The sequence below is a fragment of the Mesorhizobium sp. M0715 genome (assembly GCF_040320355.1).
Classification (GTDB): Bacteria; Pseudomonadota; Alphaproteobacteria; order Rhizobiales; family Rhizobiaceae; genus Mesorhizobium.
Genome location: NZ_JAMYPL010000027.1, coordinates 42,966 through 60,157 on the forward strand (window position 1 = coordinate 42,966; position 17,192 = coordinate 60,157).

General features: G+C 60.8%; 5 protein-coding genes and 1 pseudogene. 3 read left to right on the forward strand and 3 right to left on the reverse strand.

From position 1 onward, the window contains the following. The first annotated feature begins 218 nt into the window (after positions 1-218). Positions 219-3,264 (forward strand): annotated as a pseudogene (gene traA / locus NKI21_RS26505) (Ti-type conjugative transfer relaxase TraA). Positions 3,265-3,394: 130 nt separating this feature from the next. After that, on the forward strand, positions 3,395-3,610 hold the full coding sequence (locus NKI21_RS26510) for a helix-turn-helix transcriptional regulator (protein ID WP_352868161.1): 216 nt from the start codon (positions 3,395-3,397) through the stop codon (positions 3,608-3,610). 312 nt (positions 3,611-3,922) lie between these two features. Here NKI21_RS26510 and NKI21_RS26515 read toward each other — a convergent pair whose 3' ends face one another. Genes NKI21_RS26515 through NKI21_RS26525 form a run of 3 tightly spaced genes read right to left on the reverse strand, consistent with a single transcriptional unit; the run spans position 3,923 to position 14,813 of the window. Then, positions 3,923-9,025, reverse strand: a complete 5,103-nt coding sequence (locus NKI21_RS26515) for an ATP-binding protein (RefSeq protein ID WP_352868164.1) — start codon at positions 9,023-9,025, stop codon at positions 3,923-3,925. Further along, entirely contained in the window at positions 9,022-10,845 is a 1,824-nt protein-coding gene (locus NKI21_RS26520; RefSeq protein ID WP_352868166.1) for a methylation-associated defense system protein MAD7 family protein, read from the reverse strand. Before NKI21_RS26520 ends, NKI21_RS26515 begins: the two co-directional genes overlap by 4 nt. Further along, a complete protein-coding gene (locus NKI21_RS26525) occupies positions 10,845-14,813 on the reverse strand; it encodes a protein kinase domain-containing protein (protein WP_352868169.1) in 3,969 nt (1,322 codons plus the stop codon). Before NKI21_RS26525 ends, NKI21_RS26520 begins: the two co-directional genes overlap by 1 nt. A 483-nt stretch (positions 14,814-15,296) precedes the next feature. Here NKI21_RS26525 and NKI21_RS26530 point away from each other — a divergent pair, with 483 nt between their 5' ends. After that, the gene (locus NKI21_RS26530; protein WP_352868172.1) at positions 15,297-17,168 is read left to right on the forward strand and encodes a UvrD-helicase domain-containing protein; all 1,872 of its coding nucleotides are present in this window, start codon (positions 15,297-15,299) and stop codon (positions 17,166-17,168) included. Positions 17,169-17,192: the final 24 nt, after the last annotated feature.

Sequence of the window (17,192 nt, forward strand, 5' to 3'; positions counted from 1 at the left end):
AGTCGACTCGGCCCTACCTGCAGGTTGAGCGAACGGCACGAATTGATCAAGTTTATTCGGTTCTGGATAGGCGCCCCGGAACGTCGGCCGAGGGCGTATTTCGGCGCTTTGCCGAGACAGCCCGGTACGGGCTGGTCCATCCCGAGATTTTTTTCGAGGGAGGGCGCGCTTATACGTCGTGCGGACGTGCGCTTTGACGTGCAAATGATCCTGTCGCGATGGCGATCTATCATCTTCACGTCAAGGTCATTGGCCGCAAGGCCGGCTCCAGTGCTGTCGCGTCTGCTGCCTACCGCTCGGCCTCGCGGCTGCGCGATGAGAGGATCGAACGCAGCCATGACTTCTCCGCCAAACGCGGTGTTGTCCATTCCGAGGTGATGCTGCCGCACGATGCACCGGAGGTCTGGCGCGACCGCGAACGGCTGTGGAACGATGTCGAGGCGTTCGAGGTCCGCAAGGATGCGCAGCTTGCCCGTGAAGTGGAGTTTGCGCTCCCGCGCGAACTCAGCCGGGCGCAAGGCATCGAACTGGCGCGCGACTTTGTTCAGGCTGAGTTTGTCAGCAAGGGCATGGTGGCCGATCTCAATGTGCACTGGGACAGGGCAGAGGATGGCAGTCCCAAGCCGCATGCTCATGTGATGCTGACCATGCGGTCCGTGGACGATAATGGTTTTGGGTCAAAGGTGCGAGACTGGAATCGCACCGAATTGGTCGAGCGCTGGCGCGAGCGATGGGCGGAGCTTGCCAATGAACGCCTGGCCGAACTCGACATCGACGCCCGCATCGATCATCGCAGCCTGGAGGCGCAGGGCATTTCACTGGAGCCGCAAACCCAGATTGGTGCGCCGGCGCAGCGCATTGAGGGCAGTGGCCTTGCTGCTGGCGACATTGAAGCAGATCGCGCCGAACTGCATCGCGAGATCGCGCGCAACAACGGCGCGCGCATCATTGCCGATCCATCAATGGCGCTGGACGCCATCACGCATCAGCAATCAACCTTCACCCGAAAGGACATTGCGAAGTTCTCGCATCGCCACAGCGACGGGATGGAGCAGTTCAACGCGGTCGTGGCAGCCATCGGCAACGCACCCGATCTGGTTGAACTCGGCAAGGACCGGCGCGGCGAAGACCGTTTCACCACAAGGCAGATGATCGAGACCGAGCAGCGCCTGCATCGCGCGGCGGAGCGTATCGATTTGGACGAGCGCCACGCGGTGAGTGAGGCACATCGCGAGGCTGCTCTGGCGCGGGCTGCGCAACGCGGGCTTATCCTGTCGGGCGAGCAGAGCGATGCGCTGGCGCACATCACCGACGGTCGCGGTCTTGGTGTCGCCGTCGGCTTTGCCGGAACGGGCAAGAGCGCCATGCTTGGCGTTGCGCGCCAGGCATGGGCAGCGGCGGGCTATGAGGTCCGAGGTGCCGCACTCTCCGGTATTGCCGCCGAGAATCTGGAAGGCGGTTCAGGCATCGCGTCACGCACCATCGCCAGTATGGAGCATAGCTGGGGACAGGGCCGCGATCTGCTCACCCCGCGCGATGTCCTGGTGATCGACGAGGCCGGCATGGTCGGCACGCGCCAGTTGGAGCGCGTGCTCTCCCATGCGGCGTACGTTGGGGCAAAGATCGTCCTCGTCGGCGATCCGCAGCAGCTACAGGCGATCGAAGCCGGTGCCGCATTCCGTTCGATTCACGAGCGACATGGCGGCGTTGAAATCGGCGAGGTGCGCCGGCAGCGCGAGGACTGGCAGCGCGATGCCACGCGCGATCTGGCAACCGGCAGGATCGGTGCCGCGATCAGCGCCTATGACGCGCAAGGCATGGTGCATCAGGCTGCAACGCGCAATGAGGCGCGAGGTGAACTCGTCGACCGCTGGGATCGCGACAGGCAGGCGCATCCAGAGGCAAGCCGGATCATCCTCACCCACACAAACGACGAGGTACTTGCTCTGAACCAGGCAGCGCGCGAACGCATGCGCGCTGCCGGCGATCTCGGAGATGATGTTCACGTGAACGTTGAACGCGGTGCGAGAGACTTTGCAAGCGGTGATCGCGTCATGTTCCTGCGCAACGAGCGCGGGCTCGGCGTCAAGAACGGCACGCTTGGCATCGTGGAGGATCTGAGCACACAGACCATGACGGTTCGCGTCGACGATGGGAGGTCAGTTCACTTTGACCTGAAAGACTACGCGCACATCGACCACGGCTATGCCGCGACCATTCACAAGGCGCAGGGCATGACTGTCGACTGCACCCATGTGTTGGCAACGCCGGGCATGGATGCACATGGCAGCTACGTCGCCCTGTCGCGGCATCGAGACAGGATGGACCTGCACTATGGCGGCGACGACTTCAGCACGCGGGATCGGCTGGACCGTACGCTGTCACGGGACCGCGCCAAGGACATGGCGTCGGATACGAGCGGGTCGACCCGGCGCAGAGCTATGCCGAGCGGCGCGGTATCACGTTCCGCGAGCGCCTGGTCGAGATCGTGCGCCGGATCGTTCCAGAGAAGCTGCGCGACAGGATCGGCGGGTTGTTCGACGGGTTGCACTCGCCCGCAGACGGCGAGCCCATGCAGGAACGCGGACCTGGGCCGGTAAGGGAGAGTGTTGGGGTGCAGATCGGAGATGCAGGCCGGACGCCCGGCAGAGGAAATCTTGCCACCGGAGTGCCGCGCGACACGAATGTGCCGGTGGACGCGGAAGCGGCGTTGCGCAGCGCTCGCACGAAGGCGCTTGTTCGTCACGCGCGCGCGCTCGACGCGATATCGCACAACGCAATGCGGATGGCCAGGGCAGTCCCGACCAGATGCGCGAGTTGAGGGATGCGCGCAACGCGTTCGAGAAGGTTCGGCCTCATGGCTGGCGCGACGCCGAAGCGGCCTACGTCAAGAATCCCGAGTTGGTTCGCGAAGCGGGTGCCGCCCGGGTCAACCGCGTCGTTCTTGCTCTCCAGCTTGAGACGGAAATTCGCACCGGGATGGATCTCGATCCCGGCCGCCGCGCCGACCGTTTCGTGGAACGTTGGCAAAAGCTCCACCGGACAAGCCAGGACCAATACCAGGCCGGCGACATGTCCGGCTACAAGTCAACGCGTTCGGCCATGTCCGATATGGCCAGGAGCCTCGAACGCGATCCTCAACTTGAGTCCCTTCTGGCAAACCGCAAACGCGAACTTGGCATCAACGTGGATTCGGGTCGCCGCTTGGGCGCGGAACTCGCATTCAGCCATGGCGTCGGCAGGGGACGCGGTATCGGGCTATAGCACCCATCCGATTTGCCGCCGTTTCCACTCCGCAGACTGCTGAAGCGACAAACCTGATTGCGTCCAGCATTCGGTCCGTCCTGTGTGTCCCAGCAGATACCAGCAACCACCAGTGGGGTGCAGGCAAACTATGCCCGAGCCGGATCGAATTATACGCCTCAAAACCGTCCTTGCCAGGACTGGCCTGTCCCGTTCAACCATCTATCGCAAGATCGCCGAAGGCACGTTCCCGGCCCAAATCAAGATCAGCTTGAACGGTGCGGGATGGAGGGAGTCCGACATCAATCGGTGGGCCGCTGATCCAGTCTCATGGCACACCAGCACATCACGAAAAAACATCGACTAGTGGCGGTGAAGTCGCAGGTTGCTGTCAACGTTGAACACTCCTCTAAGGCAAGTTCAACGACTGGGAATGGGCCGGAAGCGGACTGGCATCTATTGTGAGCGGGTACAGAAAGCGGCCATTCCATTCCCGTGAAGAGTTTCGAATGCCGGCAGACGAAACTCTCTACGGTATAGGTCGGGCAGGTTGTGGGCAAAACGCGGTATACCGGCGGCTCGCCTGGCGGATAACGCTAGCCAGTGTTTGTCCCTAGCTAAGGCAGTTGCCGACGAATGCCGGTCATTGAGCAAGCCCCTGTTTGATCAATCAATCGCGTCAGGACTCGGTCAATCTCAAGATCCTTGGCTTAGCGCTCGACGCAGTGAAGAACATCGCGTGATACGGCTCGAGCGCCTTCAGCCGGTCCGTGGTGCGCTGCTGCTCGGCCGTGGCGCCGGTGTTGCGCGCGATGGTTCGTGCGTCTGCTTCGGTGACCCGCAGCACGAGATAACTCGCGACGGCTTCAAACAGCGCACCGTCAAAATCTCGGACGCCCTGTGATGCGAGTGCGAGCGCCAGGCCGTATTTACGGCACTCTTTCGCAAATCTCGGAATAAGTTTAAGCTTCGCAGCACGATGCGCTTCGTCGAAAATGATCGCGTGGGTGAGGCTATCCTGTACGCCGCGACGGAACATATCTTTGTAAATGCTGTAAAGCACGAAAGCCGAGAAGGCCCGCTGAACGATGTCGTTTGTGCTCAAATGCACTCTAACCAGCGTCGGTCTGTGATCTAAGAGGATGCCGGCCGCACCGTCGTCCCCATCAAAAAATCCATAGTCGGTCAGCTCTTGTAGCCGGGCAAGAAGATTTTGGTTCGGCTTCGGCCGCGATTTCAAAATATCGACGAATGTCTTGAACCGAGGTGGGCCAGGACGATCGCCGTCTCGATTGTTCCAACCAAGATCGTCATAGCTCTGCTTGATCGCGCCACGCAGTTCTTCGAGCTGGATTTCGCCAAGATCGGGAAAGATTGACGCGAAAATGTCGCGCAGCGTCCCAGCCACGTCGATATAAGCAGTGGGCCCGGGCGTATCGACGCGTAACGGATTGAATCCCAATCCATCGAAGTCGATCGTGCGCAGAGGTCCGAACTTATTGATAAGCTTCTCGTCGATATCGTCATGGTAAGAGAATATGACGGGAGCGATGCCAGCGGACTCTAATTGCTTAGCGATGTTGATGAGGGCGGTCGTCTTCCCCATGCCAGGCAACCCCACCATCATCAGATGAGGATTAGTGCGGATCGAAACTGACCAGTCGACTGGGACATGGGTCAGCGTCTCGCCAAGCAATATCTCGACGGGATCTCTGTAGGATGACGACGGCTGCGTATCGAACGACTCAGTCACCGGTCGCGAGGCGCTTTTGAGGTCTGATCGGCTTCCAACGCCTATCGCCACATCCGGGGCCGCGTGCGTCTCGGCGTCAGGAAGCGTATTGGAGTCTGAGACCTCAGTGTTTATGCCCAAGTCATCGGGCGCGTCGCTTCGCAAGGTCGAATCCTGCGACACGCCTGTCACCACATCGTCAGTGGCCGAGGCATTCAGGGACGAGGGGGATTCCACGGATACCTCGTCGTGTACGGTCGCCGCCGGATCGCCGACGCCGGGCGCCGGCGGTAGCATCATGCGTTCAGCGGAATGTCCAGTCTCGTCCGGCAGCATCGTCGGTCCAAACAGCCACAATGCGGTGTCGCTGCGCTCTGAATATATGCGCTCAACCTGTCCCGTGCGATGTTCAGGGCAGAAGACATAGCCGACATCCGGATCAGCGACCGTCCCGGGCAGATAGTTCTCCTTCAGTACTAACTGGTCGATTTCATTTCTGAGCCGCGCATAGCCCTTTTGCGACAGTCGGTGGCGGCTCGCGCGGTCAACGTAGAAACGCATCAATTTGGCCAGCTGAGCGCGCCGTACCACGCGATCGAGCGGCGCCAAAGAGTCGCCGAAGAACCAATCCATCCAGCGATCGCGCAACTCACTGGTCTGAAGGACCATGTGGGCAAGCATATCGGGTTGGCGCGCTGTACGCAGATGCTGCCGATGTTTTACTTCGACGAAGCGGAACTCCAGTGGGCCCCGGCTCGGCGCGCTCACATGGATGAAGTCCGCGCGGCGGGCGCTCTCCCCGACCTCCGTCGCCATCTGGACGATCGGTGCGTGATCGGCGATCTCGTCGACCGGGATCAAGACACCCTGCTCAACACTAAGCCAAGGCCCCCGCTGTTCGCCGCTCGCCACACAATGCGCATACATGAGTGCCAATGCGATCAATTCGCCAGTCCTGGTACCGCCGTCGGCTAGCCGAATGGCGAGCCTGCCGCTCAGCGCCTTCAACTGACTGACAAGGAACCTGCTATTCCGCTCGCTGCTGCTCAACCCCATATCACCGAGCGCCTCATCCACAAGGTCGCGAACGGCGTCAAGATTTGTGGTTGAGGTGACGAGTTGGATCGCTGTCAGGTCAGAGCGCTCAGGAACAGTGTCAATAACGAAACGTTCGTAGGCCTCAGGACTTGCCTGCGGGGAATCGAAGTAATCGAGCGCGGCGTTGCGATCGAGCGTTACCACCCAATCGCTATGTTCGTGCAACCGCTCGACCCTCACGCGATCCTCCGCCGACAAGCGGGTCTTGAGAACGGGCCAATGATCGCTGGATCCGCCCAACGCACGCGCGGTAGCGCGTGCTGTCGCGCGATCGACGCGCCGCAGACGGTCGGCAGCATTCCGATTGTCGGGGCTCGGCTCGCCACTCAGTTCGGGCGCGGCGAACGTCATCCACGCCAACTCTTCGTCGGGCACGGCGCGTCGCTCCAACGTTCGCAGCAGCCCCCAGCCGTGAAACGGTCGAGCATCTGAAATCGTCGCGGTGGCAACCGTATCCAGTGTCGTCTCGAACAAATCGAAGGCCAGGCTAACATGCGCGGCTCGCATATTGCCCCAGGCTGGGTCTTCGATCGCCGGCTCCTCCCGTTTAGCCCAGCGCAGGCGCGGCACCAAGACCTCGCCCGGTCGCGTCGCAGTCTCGGCCAGCCATCTATCTCGCGGATCTAGAACCTGACCGCCTGCGCGCCGCCGTTGGCCGACTGTCGATAGGAACTGCCCGGCGCTGGAGGAGCCCGGTGCATGGAACAGATCGAGGGTGAAGCACAATGGCGATTCAGCCTCATCGTCCTCGTTCAATCCACGCGCCGCGAGCGCTCGCCCCAGCGCCCTAGCGACTGTCATGCCGTCGCCGGCCCGCCACGCCTGAATCGCCAAGAGATCAGGACGCTCGCCACTCGCGCCACCATAGCAATCGAGATAGTGGCCTAGCTCGCGCGCGATTGCCGCAGCGCTCGCCTCACCGATCGATGGCGCAGACGCTGTGCCGGCACCGAGGCAAGCCGCGAGCAAGGCGGTAGCCGCCTTGGGTTCGCGCTCGCCGTCGACCGTCATCGCAATAGTGTGGAATCCGATCACGTCGGCAAACACGAAACCGCGCGTCTGCCCTGTCCCAGGCAAGGCAAAGGGAAAGAATGCCGAGTCGATCGGCACAACCGTCTTCTGGATATGGCTCGGCGACAGTCCCTGTTCGTAGCGAGCATGTGCCACAACTTGATCGTAGTGGGCATGCCAGGCAAAGCGGACGGGGTGGAGCGGCGTAACGAGTAGGCCAATTAGCTGTCCTGATTGCGTTCGAACCTCTATCGTACCGTGTAGTGCCAGATGCGGCGTTCCCCCATCCAGCGCCTTCTCCCAGGCGTTGACGTAGTTGTCCGCAACCGACCAGCCGACGGTAATAATGCGACCAAGCAGCCCTACGCTCCCAAGCTCTCCGGCGAGTTTGCGGCTGGCATCCCGTGCACGCTCCGTCGTCGCGCTTCGATCAGCCGGTTCGAGCTCGACAAACTCCAGTTTACCGATCGGAGAACCGTCAGCCCGTACAGTCTGGACCCAATGACCGATGGCGCCACTGCGCGCAATCCAATCCACCTCCATGGCCCTCAACAGTGCGGGTCGGTGCACACGCGCGCCCTTGGTTGCTGTTTCTCCCTTCCAAGTGACGAAGCCTTTTCGATCCTCGACAGGGCGCTCCGCTGCGCCGGGCCCGGCAACCAATTGCTCAAATGCCGAGCGGTCACTTACGCTGATCGCGCCTTCAACGAGCGTGCGGACCTCCTGGCCAGACGCGCTGGTCAGTTGCATGATTGTCGCGCCGAATTCGAGGGTGAACGGCTCGCTTTGCAGGGGCGCCACGTTCTCCAAACCGATCACCGCGACTTCTACGACCGCATCGAACTTCTCAGTTCCCTCAAGATCCTCGAAGTCATCAACCGTGATCGCCACCTGTTGCGTCTTGTGGTCGCGATGGCGCACCACACGTTCAGCAAGCATGTCTTCGCCAGCAATCACTGATACTCGATAGTCGACACTTCCGGCCTCCAGACTTTCGGGGTCACTGGACCAGCGAACCGTAAGTTGCGCCCGATCCTTAGCGCTCGCTGTCCGGTCAAGAATTAAACGAGGGGTCGTGTCCTCACCCTCTGCTTTGGCGAGACCGGACCATTTCAAGATTCCACCCTTAGCATCACGCCAGGGGGCTAGAAAGATTCGGCGCAACTCCTCACTCGCGAACCCCGGCTTTAGAGTGCCCAGCCAGAGGTTGGGTTGCTCTTCGATGCGCCGTGCAGCTTCCTCCGGACTCATGCCCGACACGAAACGCAGCGCCCGCTCCAACTCGGGCGCCCGTACGCCCGCATTTTCCAATTGCAGCGCGCGGACGCGCTCGGCAATCGCGCGCGTATCGCTCACATAGAGCAGGCGATCTGCGAGCTCGGCCGACATATCGAGTTCGCTCGTCGAAGGGTCGCAGTCGCTTGCAACCGGCCAGAGACCAAGCCGAGCGAGGGCGCCGCCCGGATCATCCGCGGCAGCAACGTAGAAGTCGAACTTCGACCAAGGCGTCAGCCGGCGGCGCCGGCCGAGCCGTTCCGCGCGCCATACAGCCTCATCCAGCACGCCCATGCGACCAAAGAACGGTCTGCGCGCCAGCTTCAACGCCTCGCCGAACAGCTCAGCCTCACCGATTTCACGGCCGGCGCTGTAGATGCCGTCGAGGCCAGCCCCCGCGCGGAGCGGATCCACCAGTAGCAAGGCGGCGTTGGCCTTGTCCTCGCGCTGTTCAACGGCTTGATCAGCGGAAATGCGTCTGCTGCCAGCCGTGTCGACTACGGCATTAACCGTCCAGCCCGGCACTACGAAAGCGTCGCTGTCGGCCAGGGCATCAATTTGCTCCGACGGCAAACATCGCAGAAAAGCCACCGCGCCAGAACTTGGCGCCCCAAGCCGGTTAACAACGGCCTGAGCCAGAAGTGCGGCATGGCGAGGTCCTGTCACGCGGGTTCTTCCATCTGTTCGATGTCGTGATGGGCGCGATACCGAGCTTTGAGCTTTTTCATACGCTCGGCGTCATTGACGCCGATCAACAACCCCAGGTCTCGCAATCGCCGCTCGAGCATCCGCCTATTGCGCTGGAGCAGATCGCTTGGCACCGCCAGGTTCGGTGGCGCACGATCGATGTAGAGTCCATAATGCTCTCGCAGAACACGCAGAAAATCGGGGTAGGAAAGCGGTTGCTCCTTGCGGCCCTTGCCGGTCCGACGAACGTGCCGATGTACAAGATATTCGATGACTGGGTTGGTTAGAACGAAGGACAAAGCGTCACCACGACGGCCCTGTCCTTTCTTCCGAGTCTGATGAAGGGTGACCTTGCGACGCTTGGCCAGCCCATTCACCTCGTCGATCATTAATGCCGAGGATAGGAAGGTGTTAAGCCTTTCGGTTCCCTTACTCGAGGAGCCCGTAAAGGCAGTGCTCAACGCTTCCGCGAGCGCGCGGCCAGGATCACCTTCACCCGACTCTTCGCCGAGCAAGGTGCGCAACTCGAGATCCTCAGCCGACTCGGCCGCATCGCGCAGCTTTCGCGCAGTTCGCGTAAAGTGGCGCCGGGCGTCCCGGGCCTCCTCATGACTGCCATTCAGAACCGAACCGAGCAGATTGAGCCAGTCCGTACCGTCTGGCGATGTGGGTGGCCATGATTTGCGGTCAATCTCCGACTCGCTCCGCACAAAGTGGTCGAGGAGCCGCGCGTGCATCAGCACCGCCGGCAGCCGGTTAAGCGCCTGTCGCATCAGGAAACCGGATTCCTCGGATGTGGCGCGAAGGGCTAGATCGGATCCGCTTGAGCAATCTACGAACAGCGGGAACTTCGGCGCAGCGGCCACTTCCGGCAGCACCCCTGTTGTGCCCCAGCGGTTCATGATCTCCACGGTAGCCGTCAGGATTGTCGTCAACCCGATCGCGATCGCCGACTCGAACATCTGAAGAAGCGCGGCACGCGGCATCGCAGCGCCACGCGCATAGCAGTCGAGAAAGACCAAGAGATCATCTCTGAAAATCTCGGCCGCACGCGCTGCAATCGGGCGCTGATTAGGGATTGGCCCGGGATTGTTCCGCCCGACCGCCTTGGCCGGGGCCTCGCCGCATCCCTGTGCCAATCGGATCGTTACCAGCTGGTCGAGCGGAAGTGGTGCCGCTTCGTCAAGTTCGTCTGATCTAAGGTCGCTCTTGAGGAGGCCGGTAGTCTCAGTACCCGGCGCGAGCGACGCCAATAGATCGTTGTCCTGCACTCTTGCTCCGACCCGATATCGACCGCGCTCCGCAAACGGCTCAACTATTTCGCCGTCCCGCTGGTTGCTGAGCAGTGCGGTGACCATTTCGGGAACGCCACGCAAATTGGCCGAGCTACTCGGAAGGTCGATCCATGAGGCAAAATAGTGGTTCGCAAAGCAGCGCTGAACCTGCTCGTCGTGGGACTCCGAATGCCGCCGATTTTCTAGGATCGACGTGAGCAGAAAGTCACCCAGGATTGCTCGACCAGTAGCGGAATCGAATCCTTCGATACTTGGGTCCTCGACCAGCCTCGCAACCGTCGTAGAGATAGTCGGGGGAGCGCCCGCACCATAAGCCTCCGCGAATTTCCCTTTGCCGCGGCGATTCCCCCAACGGAAAAGATACAGCATCATCGGCAGGATAGCCCCGACCGAAAAGTCTTGCGGCGTGAACGGAAAGACTGGTGGATAGGTGCTCGTCCAAATCTGTGCGGTCATTTGGCTACCCAAAACGGATTCAACGACCTGACGGGTTTCGTTCGCCATTATGCGCTCTCGCTTTTCAAGAGGATCGTCTGGCGGCCGTCCCGGCTCTCGATGTCGAGGCGATGGACCTTTTCATTGTCCGCCGGGTTCCAAGCGTTGAGTGCTCGCTCGTCCTCCTGAGCCAGTCGGCTTGTGAAAACACCCAGGTTGGCAAAGACGTCATCAGAAAAGGCGTCGAGAATTTGAACACCATCGGCGAGATCCATCAAGAGGCTGTAGAGCTCGAGCGGGATCCGCAGTTCATCAGCCCCAAGGTGATCGGGCGCGTAGCGCAACCTAAGATAGCGATGGAGCGTCTCCATCCCGACCGTCGCCTGAAAATGCTCAGCGACTAGCGAGAAGCGCCCGAGAGATTTTTTTATCCAGAACGCGGTTTCTGTCGGCGTCCGGGGCACAACCCTGATGGGGACACAGTCTAATTCGCGGTAAGCGAGATCCGGTAGCGCCTCGAGCCGAGATAGACCGTTGCACAAGCGCTGCTTGATCAAGGATTGCTCCTCGCTCGAAAGCAGCGGGAAACGCCGGAACTCGTCCGCGCGGCGGCCGTCGCGCAGTGTCAGGGCAGCCTCATCGCCGCCGACTGCCTGCACTTGACCCGCCGACCAGACGAAGTAAGCGCGGCGTCGCGCGCTCCGCAACGGGATGGGCCGGCCGAATAGATTTCGAAACCGCCGTGCACCATGGGCGGGGTCTGGACCGCCGCGACCGATGAGATAGCGATCGACCCGCGCGTGTCCCTCTAGCGCAGGATCGAGCCGCGCTAGTTCTCTCAACAAATCGCCCTGACGGGCCGGCGACTCGGGATTAAACGCATGGTCTGCGGGATCGTGGGGCTCCAGGTCAGGATTATTGTGCAAATCTTCGCAGGCATTTAGTCCGAACAGAATGTAGCTGATCGCGGCCTTGAGTTCGCGTGCGGTGATATGGATTTCGTTTCGCTGGTGGACTGTCTGCAAAGCGTCGGTCAGCCGCGCCCGCAACCGGTTGCCTTCAGCGAGGACGCTCGGATCACTACTTGCGCCCATCATGTCGGCAGAGCTCTTCATCGTACAGCGCGCCTGAGCAGTGCAGGTTCGGCAAGGGGCCCAGATGGTCGCAGCCCGGTCTCCGCCGACGAGACGGCGGACCAACTCGTCAACAAACTCGGTCGTTATGATACCGCGGGCTAAGTCCAGCCCCCCCACGAGCGAGCGATTATTGAGCTCGACAAGTCGGATATGAGGAGAAGTTTGCTCGCTCTGATGACTGAGCGCCGCTGCCAGATCGGAGGTCAGGGCAGTTTCGCCCTGCTCCAATTCAACGTGCTCAATCCACTCCATGAGCCGACCATCATTGACCGCGACCAGATGGACTCGGCGGTCATTTGTTGGTCCGTTGAGAAATGGACCGAACAGTTCGTCGAGCAGGCTGTCAGCGGATCGGCCCTTCCAGCTAGCGGCGCCGTCAAGATTGATCTTCGCTGTCCGACCCGCGAGGTCTCCCGTCCATACGCGTTCGCTAGATTGTGGCGGTTCGCCGCCGAGAGTTTGCACAAGGCGCTGCAGGAAGGCGGTCTTCCCATCGCCGGCGTTGCCGCAGAGAATTACGAGCGACACGTCTCCGGCGGCAATAGCCGCCGGCAACACTGTATCGAGCGCTGTCGGTACATAGGTGTCGAACGCAAATTCGGAGTCGAGGCCGCGGGTCTCCGTATTGCCGAAGCGAGAGCCCGGATAGGTGCTCAGGATGTCCTTCACCCGCGCGACCTCGTTCGGACCAAGCGGCTCGGGATCAGCCGAAATCGCACCTGCTGTGGGTGTTGATTGCTGGCCGATAGACCGGCCTGCGCGCAATTCCTGCAGCGCGGCGCCCGCGTTCACGAACCGCCTGCCCGCAGGGCCAGTAGCCCGATCAAGAAGGGGAACGAGCGCTGGAAAGGCAGCTCGCTCCTCATTCGTCCAATCGAGACCCAGCCCAGCTTTTGCCGGTGCCGGCGGACGATTGGTGATCGCATGAAACAGCGTTGCTGCAAGGCTATAGACGTCGTCTCGGGCCAGGTTTCTCCCACCGTCGCGTCGCTCCGGCGAGGCATAGAGCACGGTACCCTGGCTGCGCGGCTGACAGTCAATCGGTCCCGCGAGATCATAGTCGATGAGGACGACCTGCGCCTCATCAACGAGAATGTTGGATAGGCTAACGTCGCCGTGCACCCAACCCTGGGCGTGAAAAGCGTCAAGCGCCTCGCACAGCGTCTCGAACCAATTGATGACGAGCTTTTCAGTGGATTCCGTCCCGTCTACCTGCGCGATGAAGTCCAAGTCGCCGGACCACGTGCTGAGTGGGGCCCCCTGCGTCCAACGAAGCAGGCTCATCAGTTCGTTCGCGTTCCAACTGCTCGAACATTCAAGGATGTTCGAGAGCCCTCTGCGCAACGACAGGGGGCGCAGCCTTTGATAGGCCGCCAGTGACGCCGGGCCAAGGTCAGGATTGAAGACGGCCTTGCCAACGAACGTTCCGATCGGCTCCCCATTTTCAATGTCAAGCTGCTCAAGCTTGAAGGTCCGGCCGACACCGCCCTGGCCGAGCACGGAAACCACTCGGTAGTGAGAATCCTTCCACTTGAAGCGATACCCTTCGTCCCACCTTGTAGGCGAAATAGCTTCCGGCTTCACGGGCGGCAGTTCGACGGGTTCAGGATCTCGCTCCTGAAGGAGATCCACAATGTCTCTTGCGCGAGGGCGGCGTGACGGATCGGGATCGCACCCTAGGAGAAGGATCTCGCGAATATCCGGCGCCTCATCCGCCGAGAAGAGCTCGACCAACACGCAGCACAGGCTGAATAGGTCGGATGACGGCGTCGCCGCCGCTAATCCATTTGATCGAACTTCAGGCGCTGCGAACGCACCGAGATTGTCGCCGATTTGACCTTCGCTCAACGTCTGGGCAGACGTGAGCCGCGCCCACCGCCAACCCGCAAACAACGGGCTGTTATCGGCCCGAACACGCAAGCTTTCTGCTTCGAGCGCCCGATGGAGGAGCGGTCCCTCGCTTGACTCCGTAAACTCCGCGAGGGCGATCAGCGAACGTTCGGCGAAGTCCCGGCGTTGGGGCAAGGTCCAATCCCGGTTTTGCTTCAACACCGATGTCGGGACCGCGGCGCTGTCGCTGACGCTGAAGAAGAACATCTCGCCGGCGTAGTTTGGTAGCGCCTGCCAGGTATCAACGAGGCTCGGAAGGTACGGCGATTTCTGAAACCGCTGGATGACATCGAATTCGCGGCGAGCGCGGCGCGCGGTTAGTGCTGGAGCCTCGCCTGGCGGCGCCGCCGACAAATCGTAGGTATGAAGAAGGACACGATCGCCGGACCACGGATCGCGCGCAGTGAAAATGCGCTGAAAGCGATCCTGTTCGTCGGTCAGGAGCCGGAGCTCATCGAAGCGACCCAATCGCTTGAGCCGAGCGGCATCGGTGAGATTATACCGAACCGCCAAAGCATTCGCGAGCTTGTTGCCATCGACCGACCCTGACGACTTCGGACCGGCGACAAGGTCCGGAACATCCTTTAACCCATAGGCGAGAACGCCGAATGGGTGCCTCGGCGACTGGCCGTTGCGCTTAAGCGATCCAGTTTCGCGCGTGAACAGGAATGCCGGAGGGACAAATCCGAGACGCGGATCGACGGAACGAAGCTTTCCGGCGATCCGCTTAGACTTCGCCACGATTAGTTCAGCCGCGGGATCCGAAAGGTCTCCCTGTCGCAGCGCGGCAGCGTCCCAGTGCTTGACCTCGACAACCACGACACCGCCCGGGCCAATGATCACAATATCGATTTCGTCAGCCTGGCCACGCGGGTTTGGATGCGTGAGATTAGTCAAGACAAAGGCAGTGTTTTGCCCTTCGGCACGACGAAGCTCTTGGTTGACGGCGTTATAAGCCGTAAGTTCGCTTGCATTTGCAAACGGACCGCAAGGTATATGTATAACGCGCAAGCGAATCCCCCCGTTTAATATCATTTAACTACAAACGGGCCCAACGCAACCACATTGAGCAGCGGGAAAGGTGGCGAGCATTCGCGCGTCCTAAAAATGCTGGGGAAGGCGGCTCGGAAAAGTGAAGGGTTAATATTGTCGCGGATTCGCCGTCGAAAGGGACTATCGCCTCAATTAACTCTGTCCGCCAGGAAAAGATTCGACCGCAAAGTCGCGCGAGGAGTCGTTCGGACAATCTGCCCTCGCGAGATTTGATGGATGGCAGCTTACGGGATTACCGCTCGAGGCGCTCAACGGCCAGATCGAGCCGCATTGCGGTATGTCTACTCTATGGACGTGAGAACCGTCGGACGACTGGACAAGCTAGGTACACGCAGCGCTTGTTAGCGGATCACTTCCAACTGGACAGGATAGGGGCGGGGCAACGATCTCTTGACTCTGCCGACCAGACGTTGCGGTATAACTGGCGGGGGAAGAAAGCAAATGAAGCGTCCGCTGCTTGAGTTGAGCATCGACCAGCTCGAAGCGATGCTGGACAAGGCTCTGGCCGCCAACGATCGCAAAACGATCAAGACGGTTGCGGACGAGTTGCGAAACGGCCGCAGTACCATGCGAGCCAAGAAGCTGCTTGCCCGTGCAGAGACACTCGTATCCCCTCCGCAGTCCGATCTGTTTGCCGCAACACCTAATGTGAAGCGATCCGCAGTTCATCAGAGGGTCCCGCTTAAATCGGGGAGCCGCAAACGAACGGCTGAGCAACAGCAGGCTATCGACGCTTTCCTTGGCGGTTCGTCGCTCCGCATCAATGCGTACGCGGGGACCGGCAAAACGTCGACACTGCAGTTCCTCGCGCACGCGACACAGAGCCGTGGCCAGTATCTGGCCTTTAACAAAGCGATCGTCGCCGAATCCCGCGAGAAATTTCCCGCGACCGTGAACTGTGCCACAACGCACAGTCTGGCAATGAAGTCCCTCCCATCCGCTTACAAGACCTCGAAAGAGAAAATCACCGGCAAAGTCAGCGCCAAGCAGCTTGCGGAGCTGCTCGGCTTCAAGATAACATGGCGTGTCGACCGCGATCACACCTTGCAGCCGGTCTCCCAGGCCTTTCTCGTTCAACAAACGGTCAGGCGCTTCGCCCACAGCGGCGATGACGTCATTTCCAGCGATCATGTGCCGCGGCACGGTTCGCTGCTGACGGCCAGCGACGAGACGTTACGCGCGGTGGCTGACTTCGCACAAGCGAACGCCAAGCATGTCTGGCAGCGAATGTGCGACCCAAATGATGCGATGCCCCTAGGGCACGATGGTTACCTGAAGCTTTGGGGACTATCGCGACCGCAGATCCCGGTCGACTATATCCTCGTCGACGAAGCCCAGGACACCAACCCGGTGGTGCTAGACGTGTTGCAACGTCAGCAGGCGCAGATTGTTTACGTAGGCGATCGGTACCAGCAGATCTATGAATGGCGGGGCGCGGTCAACGCGATGCAGGCGATAAAGACCGCTGCCACGGTCCAACTCACCCAGTCGTTCCGGTTCGGCGCCGACATCGCCAATGAGGCCACGCGCATCCTCCAGCGTCTCGGCGAGCCTGTTCCGCTGACCGGAAACCCAGGGATCAAAAGCCGGGTCGGCACCTGCGTCCCCGATGCAATCCTAGCCCGGACCAACGCCAACGTCATGACGGCGTTGATTGAGTGCCTCGACGCTGGCCGTAAGCCGAATCTGGTCGGTGACAACACGGATCTGAAGAAGATGCTATGGGCGGTGCGGGATCTGAAGGAAGGCCGGCCGAGCGATGTGCCCGACTTCTTCGGCTTCAGCAGCTGGGACGCAGTGGTTGATTTTGCCAAAACCACAGAAGGCGAACACCTGACGATGTTCGTCAACCTTGTGCAGAGCAAAGGCGAAAAGCGGCTTCTCTGGGCGCTTGGCCAAGCCGTCGCCGAAGATCAGGCGGACCTAGTTCTCTCGACAGCGCACAAGGCCAAAGGACGCGAGTGGAAAAACGTTCGGTTGATGGACGATTTCCTTAAAACTCGGGAAGCGAGAACACCGGAAGAGAAGGCGCGGAAAGAGCAGGATGACGCGGCCGAGCTGAGGCTGTTCTACGTGGCGGTGACGCGCGCCCGGGAAGTTGTCGAAATCCCTACCATGAACACCGGACGCCACGACCGGCAACCGGTCGTACGGATGCCTGTAATCATAGATCCGCTGCGGGTCACGACGAGCCCTGCTATAAAGCCGGTCGATTGGCAACCGGCGCCTCGCGAAGCCCCTGTCAGTCAGGTTTCGCAGGTTCCGAAGGCGCCAGCTAAGCGCGGCTTCTTCGCGCGCCTGTTTGGAAACTGACGCTTTATTGGCGATCGGGGCGGT